Origin of the sequence: Mesorhizobium sp. M0030, assembly GCF_040323695.1 — a bacterium.
In the GTDB taxonomy this organism is placed as follows: Bacteria; Pseudomonadota; Alphaproteobacteria; order Rhizobiales; family Rhizobiaceae; genus Mesorhizobium.
In genome coordinates this window covers 143,773-166,943 of sequence record NZ_JAMYVE010000016.1, presented here as the reverse complement: position 1 = coordinate 166,943, position 23,171 = coordinate 143,773, and the positions used below count along the sequence as shown (strand labels likewise).

At 62.0% G+C, this 23,171-nt stretch carries 26 protein-coding genes and 1 pseudogene; 10 read left to right on the top strand and 17 right to left on the bottom strand.

Going from position 1 to position 23,171, the window contains the following annotated elements:
* Nucleotides 1-18: 18 nt before the first annotated feature.
* The 8 genes and pseudogenes from NKJ80_RS27370 to NKJ80_RS27335 form a co-directional block, all read right to left on the bottom strand.
* The gene (locus NKJ80_RS27370) at nt 19-387 is read right to left on the bottom strand and encodes a cupin domain-containing protein (RefSeq protein ID WP_081725355.1); all 369 of its coding nucleotides are present in this window, start codon (nt 385-387) and stop codon (nt 19-21) included.
* A gap of 58 nt (nt 388-445) precedes the next feature.
* Nucleotides 446-1,831 carry an NAD(P)/FAD-dependent oxidoreductase gene (locus NKJ80_RS27365; RefSeq protein WP_352498661.1) on the bottom strand — a complete coding sequence of 462 codons (1,386 nt, stop codon included), beginning with the start codon at nt 1,829-1,831 and terminating at the stop codon, nt 446-448.
* A 50-nt stretch (nt 1,832-1,881) separates the two neighbouring features.
* Nucleotides 1,882-2,997, bottom strand: coding sequence for an ABC transporter ATP-binding protein (locus NKJ80_RS27360; protein ID WP_352498660.1), 1,116 nt, complete (start codon nt 2,995-2,997; stop codon nt 1,882-1,884).
* On the bottom strand, nt 2,994-3,791 hold the full coding sequence (locus NKJ80_RS27355) for an ABC transporter permease (protein ID WP_023695739.1): 798 nt from the start codon (nt 3,789-3,791) through the stop codon (nt 2,994-2,996). Before NKJ80_RS27355 ends, NKJ80_RS27360 begins: the two co-directional genes overlap by 4 nt.
* A pseudogene (locus tag NKJ80_RS27350) lies at nt 3,791-4,664 on the bottom strand (ABC transporter permease). The gene NKJ80_RS27355 and the pseudogene NKJ80_RS27350 overlap by 1 nt, the downstream one beginning before the upstream one ends.
* Nucleotides 4,665-4,686: 22 nt before the next feature.
* Nucleotides 4,687-5,763 (bottom strand): extracellular solute-binding protein, encoded by a 1,077-nt coding sequence (locus tag NKJ80_RS27345; protein WP_023728389.1) that lies wholly within the window; start codon nt 5,761-5,763, stop codon nt 4,687-4,689.
* 37 nt (nt 5,764-5,800) lie between these two features.
* Nucleotides 5,801-6,454 (bottom strand): helix-turn-helix domain-containing protein, encoded by a 654-nt coding sequence (locus NKJ80_RS27340; RefSeq protein WP_027049833.1) that lies wholly within the window; start codon nt 6,452-6,454, stop codon nt 5,801-5,803.
* Nucleotides 6,455-6,544: 90 nt separating this feature from the next.
* A complete protein-coding gene (locus tag NKJ80_RS27335; protein ID WP_023740977.1) occupies nt 6,545-6,814 on the bottom strand; it encodes a hypothetical protein in 270 nt (89 codons plus the stop codon).
* 170 nt (nt 6,815-6,984) lie between these two features.
* On the opposite strand from NKJ80_RS27335, the gene NKJ80_RS27330 reads away from it, so the two are divergent.
* Entirely contained in the window at nt 6,985-7,299 is a 315-nt protein-coding gene (locus NKJ80_RS27330) for a hypothetical protein (RefSeq protein ID WP_352498659.1), read from the top strand.
* A 39-nt stretch (nt 7,300-7,338) separates the two neighbouring features.
* Here NKJ80_RS27330 and NKJ80_RS27325 read toward each other — a convergent pair whose 3' ends face one another.
* Nucleotides 7,339-7,638 carry a putative quinol monooxygenase gene (locus tag NKJ80_RS27325; RefSeq protein ID WP_023691739.1) on the bottom strand — a complete coding sequence of 100 codons (300 nt, stop codon included), beginning with the start codon at nt 7,636-7,638 and terminating at the stop codon, nt 7,339-7,341.
* A gap of 123 nt (nt 7,639-7,761) precedes the next feature.
* Here NKJ80_RS27325 and flhA point away from each other — a divergent pair, with 123 nt between their 5' ends.
* The 3 genes from flhA to NKJ80_RS27310 are packed head-to-tail and all read left to right on the top strand — an operon-like array spanning nt 7,762 to nt 10,983.
* Complete coding sequence (gene flhA, locus NKJ80_RS27320) at nt 7,762-9,849, top strand: flagellar biosynthesis protein FlhA (protein WP_023671908.1); 2,088 nt, start codon at nt 7,762-7,764, stop codon at nt 9,847-9,849.
* Nucleotides 9,846-10,598: a flagellar biosynthetic protein FliR gene (fliR, locus tag NKJ80_RS27315; protein WP_023691740.1), complete on the top strand. Its 753-nt coding sequence runs from the start codon at nt 9,846-9,848 to the stop codon at nt 10,596-10,598. The genes flhA and fliR overlap by 4 nt, the downstream gene beginning before the upstream one ends.
* Before the next feature lies 1 nt (nt 10,599).
* Nucleotides 10,600-10,983, top strand: coding sequence for a hypothetical protein (locus NKJ80_RS27310; RefSeq protein WP_023814598.1), 384 nt, complete (start codon nt 10,600-10,602; stop codon nt 10,981-10,983).
* A gap of 140 nt (nt 10,984-11,123) precedes the next feature.
* Here the strand turns inward: NKJ80_RS27310 and NKJ80_RS27305 are convergent, their stop codons facing one another.
* A complete protein-coding gene (locus NKJ80_RS27305) occupies nt 11,124-11,888 on the bottom strand; it encodes a Stf0 family sulfotransferase (RefSeq protein ID WP_023814599.1) in 765 nt (254 codons plus the stop codon).
* A 231-nt stretch (nt 11,889-12,119) separates the two neighbouring features.
* On the opposite strand from NKJ80_RS27305, the gene NKJ80_RS27300 reads away from it, so the two are divergent.
* A complete protein-coding gene (locus NKJ80_RS27300) occupies nt 12,120-13,079 on the top strand; it encodes a glycosyltransferase family 2 protein (protein ID WP_352498658.1) in 960 nt (319 codons plus the stop codon).
* On the opposite strand, the gene NKJ80_RS27295 is transcribed toward NKJ80_RS27300, so the two are convergent.
* From NKJ80_RS27295 to NKJ80_RS27280, 4 genes are all read right to left on the bottom strand, one after another.
* A complete protein-coding gene (locus tag NKJ80_RS27295) occupies nt 13,009-13,686 on the bottom strand; it encodes a polysaccharide deacetylase family protein (protein ID WP_023804733.1) in 678 nt (225 codons plus the stop codon). The genes NKJ80_RS27300 and NKJ80_RS27295 overlap by 71 nt on opposite strands.
* A gap of 80 nt (nt 13,687-13,766) precedes the next feature.
* On the bottom strand, nt 13,767-14,870 hold the full coding sequence (locus NKJ80_RS27290) for a glycosyltransferase family 4 protein (protein WP_352498657.1): 1,104 nt from the start codon (nt 14,868-14,870) through the stop codon (nt 13,767-13,769).
* A 202-nt stretch (nt 14,871-15,072) separates the two neighbouring features.
* Nucleotides 15,073-15,588 (bottom strand): glycosyltransferase family 4 protein, encoded by a 516-nt coding sequence (locus tag NKJ80_RS27285; RefSeq protein ID WP_352498668.1) that lies wholly within the window; start codon nt 15,586-15,588, stop codon nt 15,073-15,075.
* A gap of 21 nt (nt 15,589-15,609) precedes the next feature.
* Complete coding sequence (locus tag NKJ80_RS27280) at nt 15,610-16,413, bottom strand: hypothetical protein (protein ID WP_352498656.1); 804 nt, start codon at nt 16,411-16,413, stop codon at nt 15,610-15,612.
* A 237-nt stretch (nt 16,414-16,650) separates the two neighbouring features.
* On the opposite strand from NKJ80_RS27280, the gene NKJ80_RS27275 reads away from it, so the two are divergent.
* On the top strand, nt 16,651-17,733 hold the full coding sequence (locus NKJ80_RS27275) for a glycosyltransferase (RefSeq protein ID WP_023814603.1): 1,083 nt from the start codon (nt 16,651-16,653) through the stop codon (nt 17,731-17,733).
* Here NKJ80_RS27275 and NKJ80_RS27270 read toward each other — a convergent pair.
* A complete protein-coding gene (locus tag NKJ80_RS27270) occupies nt 17,675-18,925 on the bottom strand; it encodes a glycosyltransferase family 4 protein (protein WP_081727269.1) in 1,251 nt (416 codons plus the stop codon). The two genes, NKJ80_RS27275 and NKJ80_RS27270, sit on opposite strands and share 59 nt — an antisense overlap.
* Nucleotides 18,926-19,206: 281 nt before the next feature.
* On the opposite strand from NKJ80_RS27270, the gene NKJ80_RS27265 reads away from it, so the two are divergent.
* From NKJ80_RS27265 to NKJ80_RS27250, 4 genes are all read left to right on the top strand, one after another.
* Nucleotides 19,207-19,779 carry a rod-binding protein gene (locus NKJ80_RS27265; protein ID WP_023686383.1) on the top strand — a complete coding sequence of 191 codons (573 nt, stop codon included), beginning with the start codon at nt 19,207-19,209 and terminating at the stop codon, nt 19,777-19,779.
* 13 nt (nt 19,780-19,792) lie between these two features.
* Entirely contained in the window at nt 19,793-20,209 is a 417-nt protein-coding gene (locus tag NKJ80_RS27260; RefSeq protein ID WP_023671919.1) for a hypothetical protein, read from the top strand.
* Between the two features lie 28 nt (nt 20,210-20,237).
* On the top strand, nt 20,238-20,786 hold the full coding sequence (locus tag NKJ80_RS27255) for a hypothetical protein (RefSeq protein ID WP_023703995.1): 549 nt from the start codon (nt 20,238-20,240) through the stop codon (nt 20,784-20,786).
* A 195-nt stretch (nt 20,787-20,981) separates the two neighbouring features.
* Nucleotides 20,982-21,266, top strand: a complete 285-nt coding sequence (locus NKJ80_RS27250) for an SCP2 sterol-binding domain-containing protein (protein ID WP_023683274.1) — start codon at nt 20,982-20,984, stop codon at nt 21,264-21,266.
* 72 nt (nt 21,267-21,338) lie between these two features.
* Here NKJ80_RS27250 and NKJ80_RS27245 read toward each other — a convergent pair whose 3' ends face one another.
* Together NKJ80_RS27245 and odc2 are read right to left on the bottom strand one after the other, a co-directional pair.
* Nucleotides 21,339-21,881, bottom strand: coding sequence for a GNAT family N-acetyltransferase (locus NKJ80_RS27245; RefSeq protein WP_023804728.1), 543 nt, complete (start codon nt 21,879-21,881; stop codon nt 21,339-21,341).
* 144 nt (nt 21,882-22,025) lie between these two features.
* A complete protein-coding gene (gene odc2 / locus NKJ80_RS27240) occupies nt 22,026-23,159 on the bottom strand; it encodes an ornithine/lysine decarboxylase (protein ID WP_023703997.1) in 1,134 nt (377 codons plus the stop codon).
* Between the last annotated feature and the right edge of the window lie 12 nt (nt 23,160-23,171).

Sequence of the window (23,171 nt, the reverse complement as noted above, 5' to 3'; positions counted from 1 at the left end):
CCATAGCCGTAGCGCCGGTCAGCCGGCGCTCTGGATCATGTAGAGCTTGCGCGTGGTCTCGCGTATCAGCCACTCGCCCTTCCAGCCCTGCGGCAGGACGAGGAGATCGCCCGGACCGAGTTCCCGCACCTCGCCATCGATGCGGCTCAGTTCCACGCGCCCCGAAATGATGTGGCAGATCTCCGACGAGTCCGAACGATCGGCGGTGAAGCGGCCGGGCGTGCATTCCCAGATGCCGACATCGACAGTCCCGTCAGGCGATTGAAAGAACGAGCGCACGGCCTCGACCTGATCGCCTTCAATCGAGCTTGGCTTAGGAGAGAACGCGCCGATCTCGGCCTTGGCGAGATCGTGGAAGGTCGAAAGATCGATCAAGTCTAGCTCCATGGATAAGAGCAATTCCAGGAAAGGGGTCTGCCCCGGAATTGCGTGAGAACAAATGGCTTTAGTGGCCGGTGATGCTGTCGGCCAACGCGGCCAGCTTCGAGGTGCGCGCAAGCCCTGCCGCCTCGCGGCCATCGGCAATGCGATAAAGCTGGTACATCGAATGCACGCCCAGCCAGCGGAAGGGCTCCGGTTCCCATGGCCTGACCTTGCGGTTGACCCAGGGCAGCTTCGTCAGCTCGGTGTTTGCCCCGAGAACAAGGTCAGCCAGCGTGCGCCCCGAAAGGTTGGAGCTGGACACGCCGAGGCCGACATAGCCGCCGGCCCAGCCGATGCGGGTCGCGGGATCGAGGCCGACCGTGGTGCACCAGTCGCGCGGCACGCCGAGCACGCCGCACCAGGCGTGATCGATGCGGCATCCCTTGGTCTGCGGCAAGAGCGTCGTCAGGATCGTGTGCAGCTGGTCGATCGTGGCCTGCTGCGTCTGGCCGTTGACGTCGGTGCGCGAGCCGTAGCGATAAGGCACGCCGCGTCCGCCCATCGTGATGCGTCCCTCACGCGTGCGCTGGGCATAGCAATAGGCATGCGCCGCATTGCCGAGCAGTTCGTGCCCTTCCCAACCGATGTCGCGCCACAGGTCGGCAGGCAGCGGCTCAGTCACGATCTGCGCGCTGTTGAGCGCCAGCCAGGTCCGCTCCTCGCCGGGGATGCCTGATGTAAAACCCTCGGTCGCGCGGATGATCGTCTCCGCCTGCACCGTACCGCGGTCTGTCGTCACGCTGCCCTTGGCGATGCTTGTCACCGTCGTCTTCTCATAGATCGGCACGCCCAGCCGCTCGACGGCATCGGCAAGCCCGCGCACCAGCTTGGCCGGCTGCACCCGCGCCTGGCCATGGACGACGAAGCCGCCCATGACGTTACGGATGTTGATCCGCGTGCGCGTTGAGGCGGCGTCCAGCATCTCGACGCGGTTCGGGTCGACATCCCAGGAACGGATCGTCTCGCATTCTTCGCGCACGCGCTCCAACTGCGCTGCGTTGGTGGCCACCGTCAGATTGTCGACGCGGCGAATGTCGGCGTCGATGCCTTCCTCGGTCACGACCCGGATCACTTCATCAACGCAGCCTGCCATCGCCGCCTGCATCGCCATCACGCCTTGGCGGCTCGATGTCTTGAGATATTTTTCGCGCGACCAGCTGAAGCCGCCCGACAGCCAGCCGCCATTGCGCCCCGAAGCGCCGAAGCCGGCAAATTCGCGCTCGACGATCACGACGCGCAGCGATGGCTTCGCCTTTTTCAGATAGTAGGCGGTCCACAGGCCGGTATAGCCGGCGCCGACAATGGCGACATCGGCCTCGATGTTTCCAGGCAAGGACGGGCGCGGAACGGGAACCGCCCCCAGATCCGCATACCAGAACGATATGTCGCCGTTGCGCTTGGCTTGCATGGAATGACTTTCAGATGGGATCAGGCCAGATGGGATCAGGCCAGATGGAATCAGGTGAGTGTGGTGTCGGCGCTTGCGTCGTCCGCGAGCAGCTTGGCATCGCTGCCGTCGAAGCAGAGCTCGACCTTGTCGCCGAGGCCAAAACTCTCGCCGGTCAGTGGTGAGCGCACGATCGCGGCCGAGCCGTCGGCGAGCTTAACTTCGTATTTCGATTCCGAGCCGAGATAGATGGCTTCCGCGATCGTCCCCGACAGGCGGTTGGCGCCATTGGCAGCACTTTGGCCGGCTCTTCGGATCGCGAGCTTTTCGGGACGCAGCAGCATCACCGGACTGGCTTCTCCCGACAGCTTACGCGGTACCGTCACCGTCTCGCCGGCGATGCTCAGCGCGGTGCTGTTGCCATCGCTGCGCGCCTTGCCGCGCAGCACGGTGGAATCGCCGATGAAGCGGCCGACGAACAGCGTTGCCGGCTCGTCATAGAGCTGGCGGCCGGTGCCGACCTGCTCGATGCGCCCGCGGTTGAACACGGCGATGCGGTCCGACAGCACCAGCGCCTCTTCCTGATCGTGCGTGACATAGACGAAGGTGGTGCCGAGTTCGCGATGGATGCGCTTGATCTCGAGCTGAAGCCATTCGCGCAGCTTCTTGTCGAGCGCGCCGAGCGGCTCGTCCATCAGGAGCAGCGGCGGGTCGAAGACGATGGCGCGTGCCAACGCCACGCGCTGCTGCTGGCCGCCCGACAATTCGCTGGGATAGCGATGCGCGAAATCGCCCATCTTGACCATGTCGAGCGCCCTTGCCACGCGTGTCTGCCTCGTCGCCTGGTCGACGCCGCGAAGCGTCAGCGGATAGGCGACGTTGCGGCCGACGCTCATATGCGGGAACAGCGCGTAATGCTGGAAGACGACGCCGATGTTGCGCTTGTGCGCCGGCACGCCGACGACGCTTTTTTCCCCGACCAGAAGCTTGCCGCTGGTGACATCGGTGAAACCGGCAATCACGTTGAGCGTCGTCGTCTTGCCCGAGCCGCTGGGGCCGAGCAGCGTCACGAACTCGCCGGGCTCGATGCGCAGCGACACGCCGTCCAGCGCCTTGAAGCCGCCATAGGCCTTGCTGATCGCTTCGAGATCGATCGCCGCGCCCTTGCTTGTCGGCTTCGGATTCATTGGCGTCCTTTCCGCTCGCGGCCAAGAAGGAGCATGCCGCCGCCGATCAGGATCGTGGTCGCGAAAAGCAGGATCGTGCCGACAGCCGCCACCGTCGGATCGGCGTCGCGCGTGATCGAGGCAAAAATCTGCACCGGCAATGTCTTGAGATAGGGGTTCGTGATGAACAGCGACACGACAATCTCGTCGAACGAGGTGGCGAAAGCGAACAGCAGGCCTGAGAGCACGCCCGGCGCGATCAGCGGCAGCGTCACCGTGCGAAACGTGGTCAGTGCGCCGGCGCCCAGGCTCGCGGCGGCTGTCTCCAGCCGGCGGTCGAACACTTCGAGACTGGCCGAGACCGCGATCAGCACGAAGGGCAGCGCAAGGATGGTGTGGGCCAGCACGAAGCCGAGCAGCGTGCCGACGAGCTGCGTGTCGAGATAGACGGCATAGATGCCGATCGCCAGCACCACGCCCGGCACCACCATCGGCGTCAGCATCAGCATACGCAAAAGGTTCGCCGGCCGCGCCTTCATGCGGTCGAGGCCGAAGGCGGCAAGCGTGCCGAGCACCGTTGCCAGGACGGCAACGATGGAGGCGACTTTCAGCGAGTTCAGGAAGCTGTTCGACCAGTCCGGATTGGTGGCGAAATTCTGGTACCACTGCCAGGAAAAGCCTTGCGGCGGAAACGCCAGCGATTTGTTTTCGTTGAACGACATCGGCACCACGACCAGCGTCGGCGCCACCAGCCATATCGCCACCAGCAGGCAGACGAGCCCGAGAAGAACGCGGGTGAGCGGCTTCATCTCCATCAGCGCCGCCCCGCTTCCCGATGACTGGACCGCATCACAGGTGCTGCCAGCGCCAGCAGCACGAAGGTGGTGACCAGCAGAACGACGCCCATGGCGCCGCCCCTGCCCCATTGCAGCAGGCTGAGCACCTGCGTCTGCACCAGCGTCGACAGCATGGTCGAGCGCGGGCCGCCGAGCAAAGCAGGCGTGATGTAGAAGGCCGAGCGACAGGATGAAGACGATGATCGCGCCGGCATAGACGCCGGGCAGCGACAGCGGCAGATAGACGGTGAAGAACGCGCGCGACGGCCGCGCACCGAGGCTTTGCGCCGCACGCATCAGCCTGAGGTCGATGCCTTGCATCACGGAATAGAGCGGCAGGATCATGAACGGCAACAGCACCTGCGCCATGCCGATGACCACGCCGGTCTGGGTGCGGATCAGCTTGACGCCGCCGAACCCGACCGAGCGCAGCAACGAATTGATGACGCCCGAATCCTGCAGCAGGATCACCCATGACAACGTTCGCACCACACCACTCACCCAGAACGGGATCAGCACGCAAAGCACAAGCACCAGCCGGACGCGCGGCCCGACCGCGGTCATCAGATAGGCATAGGGATAGGCCGCGATGACGCAGACCAGCGTCACCCAGGCCGAAATGACGAAAGTCCGCTGCAGCACTGTCAGGTTGACCGGCGCGCCGAAGAACCAGGCATAGTTCTGCAGCCCCCACTCAGGTTCCGACAGGCTGCGCAGCACGATGGTGAGCAGCGGATACCCGATCACCGCGACGAGCAGGATGAGCGCCGGCGCCGTGAGCGCGAACGGCCGCCATGCCCGACCCGGCCGCGCATGGGCGGCGGGTTGGGCGATGGGTTCGGACGCGCTCACGGCCTGGCTCTCACTTGGCTGTTCAGTTGCCTGCCATCAGCGCCGACCACTTCTCCTGCGCCACCGGGAAGTTCTCGACCCAGAACTTGATGTTCTGCTTGTAACCCTGCTTCTGGCGCTCGGGCGTGTTGGTCAGGAAGGCGGCGACCGACGCATCGACCTTGGGCTGCGCGTCATTGTTGATCGGCGTATAGGAGGTCTGCTGCGCCAGGATCTCCTGCGCCCCCTTGCCGAGATAGGCATTGAGCAGCGCATAAGCCGCATCCGTATCCTTGACGCCGACCGGAATGGTCATCTGGTCCATCACCACCAGCCAGTCCTGCCAGGCCGGCGCATATTTGGCGCCGTTCTTCACCGCCGTCATGGCACGTCCGGTCCACATCATCAGCATGTCGGCTTCGCCAGATTCGGCAAGCTGCTGCGACTCAGCGCCGGTCTTCCAATAGATCGTGTCGGGACCGAGCTTGCGGATGACATCGATGGCCTTGTCGATGTCGGCCGCCGTCATCGCCTTCGGGTCGCCGCCAGACGCCTTCAACGCCTGCTCCAGCAGGCCGCCCGTCGGGTCGCCCGAACCGTCGAGCGCGCGCGTGCCGGGGAATTTTGCCGTGTCGAAGAAATCGGCCCAGTTCTTGGGCGGGTTATCCCCATACTTCTCCTTGTTGTACATCAGCACGACGCCGTAGTTCATGGCCGGCACCGAGCATTCGCCGACCTGGCCCTCGGGCACCTTGGAGACGTCAAGCTTGCTGAAATCAAGCTTCTGGAACAGCTTGCCGCAATAGACGTAAGGCGGCAGGTCGGCGGTGTCGACGACGTCCCAGGTGACGTTGCCGGATTCGACCTGCGCCTGCAGCTTGGCGATCTCTGTCGGCCCGTCATTGAGCAGCGTGGCGCCGGACTTTTCGACGAACTCCTTGAGCGCGGCGGCCTGGCCGTCCTGGTAGATGCCGCCATAGGAGACGAGCGTCAGCGTCTTGCCCTTGAGCGAGCCTTCCTTGACCTCACCCGCGACAGGCTTTTCCTGCGCGAACGCTGCGGTTGCCAGAACGCCGAGCGCCAGCACGGCGCCAAGGCCAAGATGTCTTGTTTTCAGCATGATTATTGTTCTCCCATTTGACCCGCATGGATTGAACCTACCTGGCTGCGAGCGGTTTCCAGGCCCTGTATTGATCGAGTTCGGCGCGCACCGAAGTCGGTGGCGCAATGATCCACATCACCTCGGCTCGGCCACTGCCGATGTTCTCTGAGCGATGTGCTGTCGATGTCGCGTATTCGATGCTGTCGCCCTCTTCCAGCACATGCCTGACATCGCCGAGCGAAACCTCGACGATGCCGCGCAGCACGACGAGCATCTCGTGCGCGTCGCCATGGGTGTAGAGCGCTGGGCCGGTCGAGCCGCCGATTTCGAACTCGCCGACATAGACTTCCATGTCGCTTAAAGGGGGACGCGAGAGCAGCATCTTGCGGCAGCCGTCGCTGGGCGGCAGGCTCGGCCGCTCGCTGCGCAGCAAGACCCCGCGCTGCCCGGCGGCACTATCCTCGAACAGCATCGCCACGCTCACCCCAAGCGCCGAGGCCATCTGGTTGAGCGAGGCGGTGCTGGCGCCGGTCAGGCCGCGCTCGAGCTGGCTGATGAAGCTGGCGCTGGTCCCGGTCAGCTCGGCGAGTTCGCGCAGCGAAAGCCGCCGGCCGAGACGCAGGCTCTTCAGCCGCTGGCCCAGCATCTGATGGGCATGCGTCGCCGTCGAGGCGACGCCATTCTTGACCGGAGCCTGGTCGGTGCTCATCCCGTCTTTTTCTCCCACTGAACAATTTGTACAGTGACACTGTACACGTGGCAAGCGCCGAGTAGGGACATTTAAGATGCCGGCCGAGGCCTAGTCTTCGCCCGACAGGTCGCGCCGCGCCTTGTCGAGTTCCTCGGCGTAGCGCCGTATCAGATGGCCCTCGGTCAAAAGCCCGACAACGGCCCGGTTGTCGAAATTCTCGACCACCGCCAGTTCCTCCGCGACGGCGCGCTGGATGGTTTCGGCGGTGGACTGGACGTTCATGGTCGGCACCAGCACCGCATGCCGGAATTTGGCCGGCGCCAGCACCGGCGTCTCACCATCGAACGGATCGCTGTGCAGTTCGGCGACGATCAGCACGCCGACATAATGCCGGCTGCTTGCGGCGCCATTCTGGCGCTGAGGCGCAGTCAGGCTTGCCGCCCCGCTTCAATTCCCCGCGAGCGTGTCGAGGTATATGAGCGATCGCTTACGCAATCGACGCAGCTGTGTTATTTTTGGCCGTCTCCATTTCCCTCAAGGAGGAGAAGATGAGTGCGCGGGGATTTTGTTCATTAGCTGTTGGCATGATTTTTTTGAGCTCGTCTGCGGTGAGCAATTCAAGCATGGATATGCCGGTTAGGTCTGTTGTGTCACACCCGATGTCTCTTTTTTTGGCGGGAGGCAATCCGGAAAACCAAAGCCGGCCGGCAAAGGAATTTATCCAGACTGCACAACAAGATGTTTGCTGTCCTGGCGGCTACCCTTGGTATCGCAATTCGACGAACACCTGCTACGGCAGCTATGAAGACTGCCACGATACCGATGGCGGCGGATGGTCCTGCAGACAGGTCAACGCCTGCTAGACTTTCTTGGGCCTACGCCTTCTTGACTGTGCCCGGTCCTCAGATCGGCTTCGGCTCGCCGGCCTCGTAGAGCATGAGGTTGCGCTCGCCTATGCCGAGCGATGCCCAGCTCGCCCGCCAATCGGCGATGTGAGGCGAGCGGAAATGCGCGTCGAGCGCGGCCCTGTCGCTCCACACCTCGATTACATGGATGAGCCCGGCGTCGAGCACGTCCTGCGCGTAGGAGTATTCGATGCAGCCGGGCTCCGCCCAGCTGCCCAGTATCATGCGCCGCATGGCCGGCCTTGCCTCGTCGAGCCGTTCCGCCGGCAAGCGAATGGTGCCGATGATCACCAGCATGATCTCTCTCCTCAAGGCCTCTGTCGTCCTGGCAAGTAACCAGTCCTCCCACCCTCGCGCAAGCTTGACCGGTTAGGCTCGAAGGGCTGTCGCGTGCTCGGCAGGCTTGTGATTGGGGACGACATGGCAGTCAGCGAAAGCTTAGCGACAGGAACAGTGGCCAAGAACGGCCGCGATGTCTTCTTCGCCATCGGCATCGTCATCATCCTGGCCGTGCTGTTCCTCCCGATCCCGGCCTTCCTCATCGACATCGGCCTCGCCTTCTCGATCGCATTGTCGGTGCTGATCCTGATGGTGGCGCTGTGGATCCAGCGGCCGCTCGATTTCTCGTCCTTCCCGACCGTGCTGCTCATCGCCACCATGTTGCGGCTGTCGCTCAACATCGCCACCACGCGCATGATCCTGTCGCATGGCAATGAGGGCACGCACGCCGCCGGCTATGTCATCGCCGGCTTCTCCAAACTGGTGATGGCCAGCGATTTCGTCATCGGCCTGATCGTCTTCATGATCCTGATCGTAGTCAACTTCATCGTCATCACCAAGGGCGCCACCCGTATTGCCGAAGTCGGCGCCCGCTTTACCCTCGACGCTATCCCGGGCAAGCAGATGTCGATCGACGCCGACCTGTCCGCCGGCATGATCGACGACAAGACAGCGCAACTGCGCCGCAGAGAACTCGAGGAAGAATCGTCCTTCTTCGGCTCGATGGACGGCGCCTCGAAATTCGTGCGCGGCGATGCCATTGCCGGCCTCATCATCACCGCCATCAACATCGTCGGCGGCATCGCCATCGGCTACATCAGGCACGGCATGGGCATGGGCGAAGCCGCCGATGTCTTCATCAAGCTGTCGGTCGGCGACGGCCTGGTCACCCAGATCCCGGCGCTTATCGTTTCGCTCGCCGCCGGCCTGCTGGTGTCCAAGGGCGGCACGCGCGGCTCGACCAACCAGGCGGTGTTCGGCCAGCTCGGCGCGCATCCGCGCGCGCTCTATGTCGCGGCCTCGCTGCTCGTCCTGCTCGGCCTGATGCCCGGCCTGCCGTTCTTCCCGTTCTTCACGCTGGCTGCAGGCATGGCCGGTCTTGGCTACGTCATCCCGATGCGCGCCAACCGCGAGGCTGCCGCCGCCGAAGCGATCAAGGATCTGGAGAAGGCGAACAAAGTCGAGGAAGAGAAGAACTCGGTCAAGGCTTCGCTGACCACCGCCGAGATCGAGCTTCTGATCGGCAAGCAGCTGTCGACGCGGCTGCTGGTGTCGCATCAGGAACTGGTGTTCCGCATGGCCAAGATGCGCAAGAAATTTGCCACGCAATACGGCTTCGTCGTGCCGGAAGTGCGCGTCGCCGACGATTTCGGCATCCCGCCGAAAAGCTATCAGATCAAGGTCCACGGCACCGTCGTCGCCGAATACCAGATGCGCGTCGGCGAGATCATGGTGCTGCTGGGGAACCGGGATTTGCCCGACGTTCCCGGCGAGGAAATCCGCGAGCCGGCCTTCGGCATGCGCGCCTTCTCGGTGCTCGAAACCTTCGCCGAGGATCTGAAGCGCGAGAACTATACCTTTGCCGACAACATGTCGGTGCTGCTCACCCATTTGTCCGAGGTGATCCGCAACAACCTGCCGCAGCTTCTGTCCTACAAGGACATGAAGGCGCTGCTCGAGCGCCAGGATCCGGAATACCGCAAGCTCGCCGACGAGATCTGCACCTCGCACATCTCCTATCCCGGCCTGCAGGCGGTGCTGAAATTGCTGCTGGCCGAACGCGTATCGATCCGCAACCTGCATTTGATCATCGAGGCTATCGCCGAGATCGCGCCGCATGTGCGCCGCACCGAGCAGATCGTCGAGCATGTCCGCATCCGCATGGCCCAGCAGATCTGCGGCGATCTCTCCGAGGGCGGCATGCTCAAGGTGCTGCGCCTCGGCAACCGCTGGGACCTCGCCTTCCACCAGAGCCTCAAGCGCGACGCCAAGGGCGAGGTGCGCGAATTCGACATCGACCCGCGCCAGCTGGAGGAATTCGGCCAGGACGCGACCAAGGCGATCCGCAAGCATCTCGAGGCCGGCGAGCGTTTTGTCCTCGTCACCGCGCCCGATGCTCGCCCCTATGTGCGCATGATCATCGAGCGCCTGTTCACGACGCTTCCCGTTCTCTCCCATGTCGAAATCGCCAAGGGCGTCGAGATCAAGGTGCTCGGGACGATCTCGTGAACATACTGTCGCAAGGCGTCGTCATCGCCGCCTTCCTCGCCTTCTGTCGCATCGGCGCCTGCTTCATGCTGATGCCGGGCCTGTCCAGCGCCCGCGTGCCGGTCCAGGTCCGGCTGTTCGTGTCGATCGCCGCCACCGGTGGCCTGCTCGCCTTCCTGTGGGACAAGATCTTTCCCTTCGTCGATGCGCGTCCGCAGGTGCTGGCGCCGATGATCATCTCCGAACTTTTGGTCGGCGGGCTGATCGGCGCGATGACGAGGCTCTACATGGAGGCTCTGCGCTTCATGGGTTCGGCCATCGCCATGCTGATCGGCTATGGCGGCACCGGCGGCCCCGCCATCGAGGAGCCAGAACCGCAGGCGGCTCTCGCCGCCATCATCTCGTTTTCAGCGTTGCTGCTGCTCTTCGTCTTCGATTTCGACCACGAGATCATCCGCGCTCTGGTCGCCTCCTACACGGTGGCGCCGGTCAACGTCTTCTTCAATCCCCAGGCCGCCCTGGTCGATCTCACCGACACGGTGTCGGACGCCTTCTTCCTGGTCATCCGGCTCGGCAGCCCGTTCATCGCCTATGCCATTCTCGTCAATTTGACGATCGGCTTCGTCAACAAGCTGACGCCGCAGATCCCGGTCTATTTTATCTCGCTGCCTTTCGTCATCGCCGGCGGCATGATCATCTTCTACTTCGCCATCGGCACCATGCTGTCGCTGTTCGTCGACGGCTTTGTCGACCTGACGCTGGCGAGGTGAGATGAGCACGCGCAAGGAACGGCTGAAGAAACTGGTCAAGGTGCAGGAGCAGTTGAAGGCCCTGCACGAGACGCGCCATGCGGCCTTCCTGGCGGCAGCGGCAACCGCCGAAACCGAGGCCAGGGAACTTGTCCAGCATTTCGACGCCGACCAGTCGATGGCGGTGCTGTTCCCTGACCTCTACCATCGCCGCATCGCCAATGCGCTGGTCCGGCAGGAAGCGAGCCTGGAAAGCGCCAGGCAGGAGGTCACGCTCATCGCCACTGCGACGGCGCGCACCAACATGGTCGAGCGCGCCTACAAGGACGTGCGCCGACAGGACGAACGCGAACGCTCCGACCGCGACCGGCTCGATCTGATCGCGCAGAGGCGAGGCGGCGAGTAGCTGCGTTCCAGTAAATGCAAGCATTTCCGGCGGCCTGTCGACAGGCTGGCTTGCGCGCATTGGACGTTCCGCGGTTTACCGCGATCTTAAACGCGTCAGCTTCGAGCGAGATGACCTCTGCATCTGCGCAGCCCGATATCCTACGAATAGGCTTTGGTTAGTGGCCGCTTTTTGAAGAACCGCCGAAGATTGGACAACGTCCTTACAGCTGGTCTCTCCTCAAGCAGCAGATCAATAATCCCGTTGGCTGCGGCATCCGATCGAAAACGCTCTGCCCATTCTTCTGTCAGGCCATCGCGCTGGATCTGAATCGAAGAAGCCGGTCTCTCGGCTGGAGCTCCAACACCCATATGCTCAGCGACCGCTTCCAAAAAAGGTGTCGGATCCTCAAACATCTCCTCATAGACGACATGCTTGTGGGGCAGCCCAAGCATGTCGAGATATTTCGACCAGAACGAGTACCCATCTTCAAGAGAAATGCAGGCTCGGGAGATCTCCGCGAAATCGTAGGCGGCTTTCGCTCCCGTTCCCCTTGCTCTGTTGGTCCATTGCCTGGAAACACTGGCGCGATAGTACGAAATGGCCTGCCGGAGCCGGTCTCGCCGTTCAAGGAAAATCAACCCGATTTCGTGCTTCTTCAGCGTTTCAAACAGAAAGTCTTTCTCAAACTTTTCTCGCGTCTCACGCAGATGGCCAGGGAACAGCTTGATGGCGAAACGCCCGTTTTCTGACGATCCGGCCTTGAGGACGGCGCTTTCCAGCTCGTCATAGGAGCGGGCCACGAATTTGAGATGGTCTGGATCCAGCCATTCCCCGAAACACCCCATGGAACCTGTGGCGTTCGCCAGGCTTCCAAGCCATTCGGAGCCGCTTCTCGGTACGGTTAAAAGCGCAACGCCCTTCAAGAGTATCCCCTCCAACAGCAATGGGTTTATAACGGCGCTCCTCGCAGAACAAATCTCAATTTGCCGTTAGGCAAAGCCGAACGCCCGAAAAACAGTCGCCCGCCGGCGAGCAAAGCGAACCGGCGCGCTCCTGTTCACCGGAAAGTTGCCGCAAGAAGGCGCCCGCGCCAAACTGCGGCTTGACCCGAACCTGCAAATCGCAACTGCTGATGTCGGGTGGGGGGCATACGGATGAAGGACATTTCAGTGATCATCCCTGCACACAATGCAGGGCGTTCGATCGCTTCGACGATCCGGTCGCTGGCTTCGGAAGCCGACCTCATCGAGGAAATCCTGATCGTCGACGACGGATCGACGGACGGCACCGCTGAAATCGCCGAGCAGACCGGCCGGCAAAGCGGGCTTCCGGTGTTGGTCAAACGGGTGGCCCGATTTCAGGCGGGCGCCGCCCGCAATGTCGGCATAAAGACAGCCGTCTCGCCATGGCTCTACTTCATCGACGCCGACGACATCCATATGAAGGATGGGCTGCGCAACTTGCTGCTCAAGGGGACCGAGCACGGGAGCACCGGAATAGTGGTCGGCTCCTATATCAGGCGCACAGATGGCGTTGACCGGCTCATCGACGCGCCAGCCGGATATGGTCCATCAAAGCTCGAAAACGCAGGCAATTATCTCATTGACAAATGCGAGACGATCAACGTCGGCGCTGCCCTGATCAGAAGCCTGGCGATCGGCACAGTCCGCTTTCCCGAAGGCGTCGCCTACGAGGAGGACACACTGTTCTGGGCAAGGCTGTTGACCCAGGCCGGCGTCGACAAGGTGCCCAACCCGGTGCTGACCTACCAAATATCGACTGCACGGGCCGACAATCGGCTTTTGGTCCAGCCCGCTACGCAGTTTTTCATTTGGCGCAAGGCATTGCGCGAGCTTGGCACTGTTCGGATCGACGAGGATACATTGCGCAGGCGGGAAGCTCTTCTGGCCATCAAGATTGCCCGCGTCCATTACCTCCACGGCAGTTTCCGCACAGCCGAACGATTTCTCATGATCGCCAGGCCTATGCCGAAGACCGCAAGGACGCAATGGCGGTTCTGGCGGTATCGGCTCAAGCTATGGCTCAATCGGTCGACGAGAACGCCTGAAGGGCCAGGTGGGTCGCACAAAGAGTCGCCGGATCTTCGAACGTAATCGGGCCGGCTTTCTTCAGGAGCGTGATGAACAGGTCGAAATTCTCAGCGGTTGTGGGCAGGCTATCGTGGGTGAGGATAACGCAATCCCGCTTCGCTCGAACTTCGCGAAGCGCGCTCCTGATCCACCCCTTCGGCTGGCGGTGAGGATCCCAATCGTTTGGATCCACATCCCACAGAAGGGTGCGATGCCCGAGTTCATCCGCAATCTCTGAAACGACCCGGCTCAAAGCCCCGAAAGGCGGACGAAAAATCTTCCCTCCCGGCGTGAATGCGGAAATCAGACTACCGGTGCTCTCGATCTCCTGGCGAACTTCCGCTGGTTTAAGCTCGGTCAGACGGCGATGCGAAAACGTATGGTTTCCAATCCGGTGTCCCGCATCGAAGACGCGCTGGACGATGGCCGGATGAGCGGCCACCTTTTCTCCAATCACGAAGAACGTAGCCTTGATCCGATGAAGGTCGAGCACCTTCAAAATCTGCTCGGTATGACCGGGCTCCGGACCATCGTCGAGCGTAAGCCAGACGCGCTTCGGCAATTTCCCGGCGTCACGCTTCCGGGCGTCAAACGGTGATGAGAAGCGTGGGATTTTCATCTTGCCGGCCATGCACCCCGAAATAGTCAGGCTTCTGTTCCAATGCCCAGCCGCTGAAAGCAACTGCCTCGGCTCGGCGCATGTGGCCGTGTCTACCAAAGCTCTCCGACAAACAGGCGCGCCGCTTCCTCGTGCCCATCGGATAAGGAGGGGTCGCCGCCGAAAGCTTTGGCATGTGACGACCATGCTGGTTGCTGGCCCGGTGCTCGTGCCATGGCGATGGCTTCGACGAGCGCCCGAAAAGAGTACGCGCCGGCGATGACGACGCCGGCATCGGCCTTTTCGACCAAGGGAGCAAACCCGCACGTATCGGTGGTGATCACCGGAAGTGCATTGGCAAGGGCTTCGACGATGACCGTTCCCGTGGTTTCGATTCGGGCAGGATGAATGAGAAGATCCGCCGCAGCCATAACAGCCGGTATGTCGTCTCGGATTCCAATGATCTTTGTTCGGCCCCGGGCGTGTATTGTCACCTTCTGGATCAGGCGGCTGCCCATGCCGCTGACAGGCACGACGCCCACCACCACCCAGACCGAGTCGGGAAATGCCTCCAGCGCGGCCGCCACCCTGTCGAAGCCCTTTACCCAAGCCGAGGAGCCGATCGACAGCCATACCTTGCTGTTTGGCGCAATGCCCAATTCAGCCCGGATGCGTTCGCGCGTTCCGTCGGTGCGTAGATGCGGCATGCGCCTCGCCGGATCGAGATTGGGCGAAATGCGTCGAAACCGACTCTCCGGCGTTTTCCAGACGCTCTGATACTCATTTTGCTGGCGCTCGGTCAGCATGATGAGGCTGGTGCGCGAACTTGGCGAAAAGCAAAGCTGCTCCAGCCGCATCTGGGTTCGGTGGCGTGGTGAAAAAGGGCGCCACGCGCCTGTCTTGATCTTCGCGTAAGAGCGATCGCCGGAATAATAGATGTCGAGCATCGGAAGCTTGTTGAAACCGATGATCCGGTCAAACCCCTGGCGATGCGCCTTCAGCGCGGCGCCAAGCGCGATATCCCTTCCGGGATTGGTGCGATTGTTGGCTTCTACAATCTGGATCGAACAGCCGGGGTCTGCGATCGACCCGCGTATTTCCGTGGTCAAGATCGTAACCTCATGCCCCGCCGCCACGATATTCCTGGCGATAGAGAGGCAATCCCTTTGCAGCCCGCCGAAAGTCGACAGGTTGCTGATCGCTATCCCGAAGCGCATTCACCAGCCCTCGGAACGGAAGTAATCCCGGCAAAACACTATATTTGGCCCCCACAGTCGAAACGCTTTGAAAACAAGGAATGCGACAAAAACAAGAATGTAGCGTTCACGCTTTGGTGAAAAAACCTCGGAGTTTTCGAGCCTTGTGAGGGGCTCCGGTATGCAATGGTGGATCGCGACCAACTGCGTGAAACACGTTGGCTTATAGGTACGCTATCGGCGTGTTCACTGTTGCATCGATGTCCAGTTCGGATTTCGATGTCTGCGCAGTGTCCGGATCGACCATCGACCTTGCCAACGCTGCCAGATTGGATCGCACCTGTTCCGCGCCGTAAAGTTGGCGTGCCCGTTCCTCCGCTGCAGCGCCGATGCTGGCCGACCTTTCATCGCTGCTCATCAACTCGACCATCGCTTCGGCAAAGGCCCCTTCCTCATTGGCAAGGACCACTTCCTTGCCATCGATGAAACCGAGCCCTTCCGCTCCGATGGAAGTTGAAACGACCGGTCGGCCGTACAGCGCAGCCTCAATGATCTTGATCCGTGTGCCGCCGCCACGCTTGACCGGACAGACAACAACCCTTGCCCTCGCATAGGCAGATGAAAGATCCGTGACGAATCCTAGCGTCTCTACCCCTGCGCCGGCGTCATCTATTCCAAGTTCGCGGCCGCCATCACCGGCGATGAGGAGCCGCGCTCGCGGCAGCCGTGCCCGGACCAGCGGAAAAACCTTTCCAACAAGCTAGAGGATAGCCTCGGCATTCGGTGGATATCGGGTGTAGCCGACAAAAAGAGCCGTTGGCTCGGAAGGCATCGGGGAACGGCCGGTCATCACGGCAGCATTGGGTGCGACTTCGATGCGGGCGCCCGGCGAAAGCTCTTCGACGATTTTGCGATCATGCTCGGAACACACGAGGCCCACCGTCGCAAACCCCGCGACGAGTCTTTCTGTCCGGCGCGCGACCGGGGACACCAGGCTCAGTTTAAGGCGTTTCGCGGGAGAGCGCTCCATCTGGCGAGACCTGCCAAGGGCGACATGTTCGAGGTCATCGAAGTCGACCAGCACCGGAGGCAAATCCATCACCGTGCGGATCAGAGCCGCTGTCGACGCCAATCGATGCGCCAGGATGAGGTCGGGCTTCAATTCGCGGATCGCCCGCTCAAGCCGGGAAACTTCCGCCATACGGCTGGACCGCATCGTGACCCGGCCCTCCGTGAAACTGACTGCGCCGCGCGTCGCGGCGATCACGTCGCGGATGCCAAGATCGCGCGGCCAGCGCCGGAACCAAGACGGCAGAGCGGGCGGTGAAATCAGTATGATCCGCCCGGCAACAGACCATGACCGCCGAAAATCCTCGACGGATTGACGTTGCCGGTCTTCGTTTTCGGACCAGTGCAACGGCCACATGAAAACGAAATCGACGGAACCGACACTACCCAGCGCATCGGCGTGACGCCGGAGCCTCTGGAAGACGCCATGGACCATCTGGTCCGGCAGGTGGGGAAAATACTCCGACACGATCAGGGTTTTGATTGATTGCGTCACTTCGAATTTGCCCGGTTGCGGAACTGAGGTTTACGGGCTCTTTGCCGAGTAAAGGCGACGCTTGTCCCTGCCGTCCAGCCACCCTGTGAAGCGCCACCATGAAAGGCGATTGTCTCGTAAAGATGGCGCTGGGAGCGGTCCCCCGTTTCCGACGCCGTTGCAACGTGGTTTCGCAGCAGGCGGAGAAAGCGCTGCGGTCCGTAGGCAGGCGCTGCGGCTTGCAAAGCGGCGCGAGGAGTGACAAGCCTGCCGGTGAACCTGCTGTCCAGGGCCTGCAAGGCGCAACAGCGCGTCGTGGCACCGGCTTTCAACGCAAGAGCCCTTATGTCAGAGCGAGCCTGCACGGTCATCATTCCAACCTACAATCGCCTGCCTTATCTGCTGAAGGCGGTCGCCTCGGTTACGGCTCAGACGTTCGGGGACTGGGAGCTGCTCATTGTCGACGACGGAAGCACGGACGACACCTTGGCCGCTATCACTGCGCTCTCTCTGGCCGAGCCACGTCTGCGCATTCTGCGAAACCCCGGCACGAGCGGACCGGCCGGCGCGCGCAACGCCGCGATTCGCGAGGCGCGCGGACGGTATATCGCGTTTCTGGACAGCGATGATCGGTGGGACGACGACAAGCTGGCGCAATTCATTGCGGCGGCCAACACCCGGCCCGACGCGATCCTGATTGGCAGCGACTATCGCATGGTCGACGAGCTTGCCGACACGTCCATGACCGCCTGCGACATGATCTTCGGTACCATGATGCCGTGGTGGGAAACCTATGATCGGACCGCATCTCTTCTGCCATGCCGGGAACTCAAGGCGGACCGTTCTCTGCTGGCCCGCTCTGATGTCGTGCTGACCACGACCATCGCCGGATACCTTTGGATTCACACCTCCTCGACGATGGTTCGGCGCGACGCGATACTGGCGGCGGGAGGGTTCGATGAAAGCCTCGCCCGCACCGAGGACATCGACCTTTGGCTGCGGCTCAACACGCGCGGACCCTTCGTCTATATCGACCGGCAATTGGCGACCTATGACGTCACTGGGCGCGATACGGCAGAAGGCGAACGCTACCAGACGCATTCAGAATCACGACATCACGACGAATACACGGAGTGGAAGCACCATCTCGCGCTCATGCTGCGCATTCGAAAACAATACCGACTTTCTCCAGCGCTTAACGCTCTGATGGAAGACCGGCTCGACTATTTTGACAAAAATTGTGCCAGGGCCGCCTGGCGGACAGGCCGGAAAACCCTCTGGCTCAAGCACTGGATTTCGAGCCTGCGGCGGGCGATCGGGCTTGTGCGTTCCGATAGGTGAGAACGCGCGGAAATGGCTGCGGCAGGCCTGAGCCATCGAGCGGGATGTCAAGTGCCCTAAGGACTGCGGGCAAGCGTGCGCTGCGTGAGAAGCTGGTCGCCACGGTCTGCGCGGCAGCCTGACCAAGACGGCTCACCGTCGCTGCTTCGGCGTCCAGAAATTCCTTCAGCTTTTCGCCCAACAAGCTCGCCGTCGATATGTCGGACACAAAGCCGTTACTGCCGTCTTTGATCAGCTCCAGCGCGCTCGCCATGGGATGGGCGACACAGGGTAGGCCTGTGGCCATCGCCTCGAGCAGGCTGAGGGAAAAACCCTCGACTGAGCTGGCCAGGACGAAGAGGTCAAGCGCATGGTAGATCGCACGCGGATCGTTTTGCCAGCCGAGCAATTTGATCCGGTCAGCAGCTCCGGACGAGCGCACTTTGTTTTCCACTTCGGAGCGAAACCAGCCATCCCCGGCGATGATCAGAGCGACGTTGGCGGCGGGCCGACTCGCGCGAAGAGCCGAGAAAGCATCAATCAGCACGTCGATATTTTTTTCCGGCCCGAACCGGCCGACATAGCCGATCGTCCGCACATCGTTTGACAGTCCAAGCCGTTCGCGCGCTTGGCGCCTTTCATTGGCAGTCGGAGGTGCGAAGTTGGGGTCTACCCAATTGGCACAGACACGGACCTTATGGGGAGCCATGTCAAACTCTTTCGTCGCGATCTCTGACAATTCGCTCGACACGCCGATGGCGCGTTGGACGCAGGCATTCATGACCGCGCCATATCTGCGCTTCGAAAACATGGATCGCCACGCGGCCTCGCGCGGCCTGTGTTCGATGGTGTAAATTCGCCGGCCCGCGGCCTTGGCCATGAGCAACTCGACGACAGGCGTTTCCGCGAAAGCCCCCCGGCAGAAAATGATGTCATGGCCGGGATGCCTGACCAGCACAGACCCCCAAAGGATGTATCTTGAGACCGGGAACCGTCTCGGTTTGACGATGAGCCTTTGATAAGAAAGGCCCTCGACAAGCTCTACATCGATTGTCTCAGGGGGAAGAAGGTCGGAAAAATAGTCGGTGTTGACTGAAATGATCTTGACGGGAAACCCAAGCGAAGCGGCGGTGTGGGCCACGTCGGCGGTATGGATATGAAGACCGCCAGGATCCCCGCTCCCGCCGACAAACAAGAGGCGTCTTCTTTTCACTTTGGGATCTCACTGAATCCGCCACTCTGGCGGTGATAAACCGCACAACGGGTGCGGTAAAGGATTGGGCCGGGATTACAAGTGGGATAGCCGCCTCGTCGAACAGGCTTCGGTAAGCAGGCCTTCACCGTCGGGGTCATTGAAGACCACCCGTGTGGACGGCCGCTATTGGCGCGTAGCAGACGAGCTGACAGCATTCCGCCTCCCCTCTCCCTCGCAAGCCTGCCACAAGCTTGTTGCGGCATGGTCGCTCAGGAAACCCGGCAAAGAGGCGGACTTTCTTGGCGATTTCTCCACCCAGTGACATCGTTCTCGATGTTGCCCGAGCCGTCGACCCGGCGCATATCGAGGCTGCCCGTGCCGCGCTGGCCAAGCGGGCCAACGGCGTTGGCGGTAATTTTTCTGTCAACATGGCTGCTTCGGTCGATGCCGGCTCGATCCTGTCGCGCGCTACCGCTGACAAGGCCGCCGCAAATGCCGATCCCGCCAGCAAGTTCAAGAAGTTCGAGGCGATGGTCTTGCAGACCTTCATCCAAAACATGCTGCCCAAGGACACCGAGGGCGTCTACGGCAAGGGGCTGGCCGGCGACATGTGGAAATCGCAGCTTGCCGAGCGTGTCGCCGACGTCATGGCCGAGCGCGGCGGGATCGGCATCGCCAAATCGCTGCTCGCCGACCACTACAAGGACGGCAAGCGCACCGTGCCGATCGGCCCGGTGTCAACCGGGCCGCACAAGACCGAGATCGACCAGCAGACCCGGCTGTCCACCTCGCTGGTCGAGGAATTGCAGCGCAAGGCCGCACGGTCGATGACCGGCGACGAGACGACCATCAAAACCGAAATCAAGATCTAGACCAGGATTTTCAATGGCCGATTTTTCAAAATACTCTTCCAACCTGCCGGCGCGTACGTCCGAAGCGCCGATCCCGTTTGCACGGCCGGGCAACCTTGCCGCCATCATCGGCCGCATCGAGGAAGCGGTCGAGGAAGAGACGGCCGGTTTGAAGAACGACACCAGCTATGATCTCAAGGCCTCCAACGCCCGCAAGAGCCGCTACCTCTATGAGCTGACCCGCGCCATGAAGGGCGCCAACGAGATCGAATTCCTGGAACAGCATCGCGACAGTCTGGCGCGGCTGCGCCAGAAGCTCGCGAAAAACGAGGCTGCAATCCTCGCCCACCTCAACGCGGTCAACGAAGTCGCCACGCTGTTGAAGAACGCCATTCAGCGCGCCGAAGCCGACGGCACCTATTCGGCCGGCGAATTCGGTTGGGCGAGCTGATGATTTCGGCAACAGGCGGGAACAACCGGTGATCAAATTCATCGCCGCCGCGATCTGGATCTGCGCCGCCACGCTTGGCGCGGTGTTCTATTCGTTCCAGGCGGCCGGTGAGCGCGGCGTCGGCGAGACGCCGAAACCGATGCTGGGTGGCCTCGACTACGTCAAGACCGACATCATCTCGGTGCCGCTGGTCCGCGATTCCAAGATCGACGGCTATTTCCTCACCAAGCTCGTCTACACGGTCGAGCCGGCCGAGATAAAGAAGATGTCGATCCCGGCCGAAGCGCTGATGACCGATCAGGTCTATTCCTATCTCTACTCCAATCCGCAGATCGACTTCACCAAGAAGGAAACCATCGATCTCGATGCCTTCCGCAAGGCCATACGCGACACCGTCAACGCCCGCGTCGGCGCCGACCTGGTGCATGAAGTGCTGATCGACCAGGTCAACTTCCTGACCAAGGACGAAATCCGCGACAACGCCATGCGCCGCCGCAAGGATCCGGCCACGCCGACCGAACCGGCCCCGGCGGAATCGGCCCAGGCCGAGGCGGCGAAGCCCGCTGCTGAACACTAACCTTCGTCGCAGGGCGAATGTTCTCTGCCGCATTCCTTCCGACTGAAACGAGATGACGCATCGCGCGTTGACGTTTACGTCAACTCGAAGCTATATGCGCCAAGCGACCAGGATCGCGGTACGCGCGAGACAGCGACTTCGGCGGAGGCCGGTCACTGAAGCGCGGCAAAACGCAACGAGACCAGGAGAACAGTCATGAGCGTTCAGGATATTGCCGAGAAGATGAGGTCGCGCGTGGCGAGCGCCGGGTTCGAACATTCCGTGAAGTTCGATACCGGCAGCAACGGCGTCATCGTCATCGACGGCGCAACCGTCTCGACCACCGACGCGCCGACCGACTGCACCATAAAGCTGTCGCTCGACGATCTGGATTCGCTGATCGCCGGCGACCTCAACCCGACCATGGCGTTCATGTCCGGCAAGATAAAGGTCGAAGGCGATATGTCGGTCGCCATGGCGCTCAGCCAACTGATCGGCTGAGCCCTTCGCAAAAACAAAACGCCGCCCTCGCTGAAATGCAAAGGACCGGCGGCGGCGTTTGTTTTTGGACAATCAGGCGGCCAGCGACAGCCTCTGTGCCTTGAGCTTGCGACCTGCAGCCTTCAGCGTGCCATGCGCGCCGTCGAGCGCACCATCGATCAGTTCCAGCGCCAGCAGGCGGTGCCGCTCGTACGGACCAGGCATGGCGAGCGCGCCGGTCTTCTCCGCCGAGAAGCCGAAGCGGCCATAGTAAGGCACATCGCCGACCAGCAGCACCGCGGCATGGCCGAGACGCGCGGCCTCGGCCAAAGCATGGCGCATCAGCGCCGAGCCGATGCCGGCGTTCTTCAGCGCCGGATCGACGGCGAGCGGTCCGAGCAGAAGTGCTCCCGGGCCACCCTCGCCCAGACGCACGTCCCACAGCCGCACCGTACCAGCAACCGCGCCGGCTGCATCGCGCACGATAAAAGCGAGGCCTTCGGAAGGCCGGCGGCCACGCCGCAGCTTCTCCGACGATTTCTTGCGCCGCATCGGCCCCATGGCGCGATCGAGCAACGCTTCACGCGATGCAATGTCTGCCGCAGTTTCGGCGACGATGGGAATGGCGCCGGCCATCTCCCCCTCGAGGGGGGAGAATCCAATGCCGTCAATGTAATTTACAATGTCCATTTCCGCGATCCTTCACGAGCGGAGCTTGTTCCACAGGCGAACCCGGGCGGACGCAAACGTCCGCCTGGGGTGATCTGAAGGCCGAAGCCGTCAGATCACGTAGGATCGGAGAGGCTCGAAGCCGTTGAAGGCGACCGCCGAGTAGGTGGTCGTGTAGGCGCCGGTGCCTTCGATCAGCACATCGTCGCCGATGGTCAGCGACAGAGGCAGCGGATACGGCGTCTTCTCGTACATCACGTCGGCCGAATCGCAGGTCGGGCCGGCGAGCACGCAAGGTGCGGTCTCCGAACCGTCATGGCGGGTGACGATCGGATAGCGGATCGCCTCGTCCATCGTCTCGGCCAGACCGCCGAACTTGCCGATGTCGAGGAACACCCAGCGCACATTGTCGTTTTCGGCCTTCTTCGAGATCAGCACGACTTCCGACTTGATGACGCCGGCATTGCCGACCATGCCGCGACCCGGCTCGATGATGGTCTCAGGGATCGCATTGCCGAAATGCTTGCGCAGCGCCGAGAAGATGGCCTGGCCATAGGCCTGGGCCGCCGGCACGTCACGCAGATAGCGCGTCGGGAAACCGCCGCCCATATTGACCATCTTGAGGACGATGCCTTCATCGGCGAGCGTGGCGAACACCTTCTTGGCGTCGGCCAGCGCACGGTCCCACGCCGTCAGGTCGGTCTGCTGCGAGCCGACATGGAACGACACGCCATAGGCGTCGAGGCCGAGCGTCCTGGCATGGCGCAGCACGTCGACGGCCATCGCCGGCACGCAGCCGAACTTGCGCGACAGCGGCCACTCGGCGCCTTCGCCGTCGGTCAAAACGCGGCAGAACACGCGCGCGCCGGGAGCGACGCGGGCGATCTTGTCGACTTCCTCGACGCAGTCGACGGCGAACAGCCGAATGCCGAGCTGGTAGGCGCGTGCAATATCACGCTCCTTCTTGATGGTGTTGCCGAAGGAGATGCGGTCCGCCGGCGCACCGGCATCCATCGCCATCTCGACTTCGGCAACGGAAGCGGTGTCGAAGGACGAGCCCATCGCAGCAAGCAGGCGCAGGATTTCCTGCGCCGGGTTTGCTTTCACCGCATAGTAGATCCGGGAATCGGGCAGCGCCTTTTCGAAGGCGCGGAAATTGTCGCGCACGACATCGAGGTCGACGACGAGGCAGGGGCCGGACGGACGTCGGGTGGCGAGGAAGTCGAGGATGCGCTGAGTGGCCATCGGGGTCTCTCC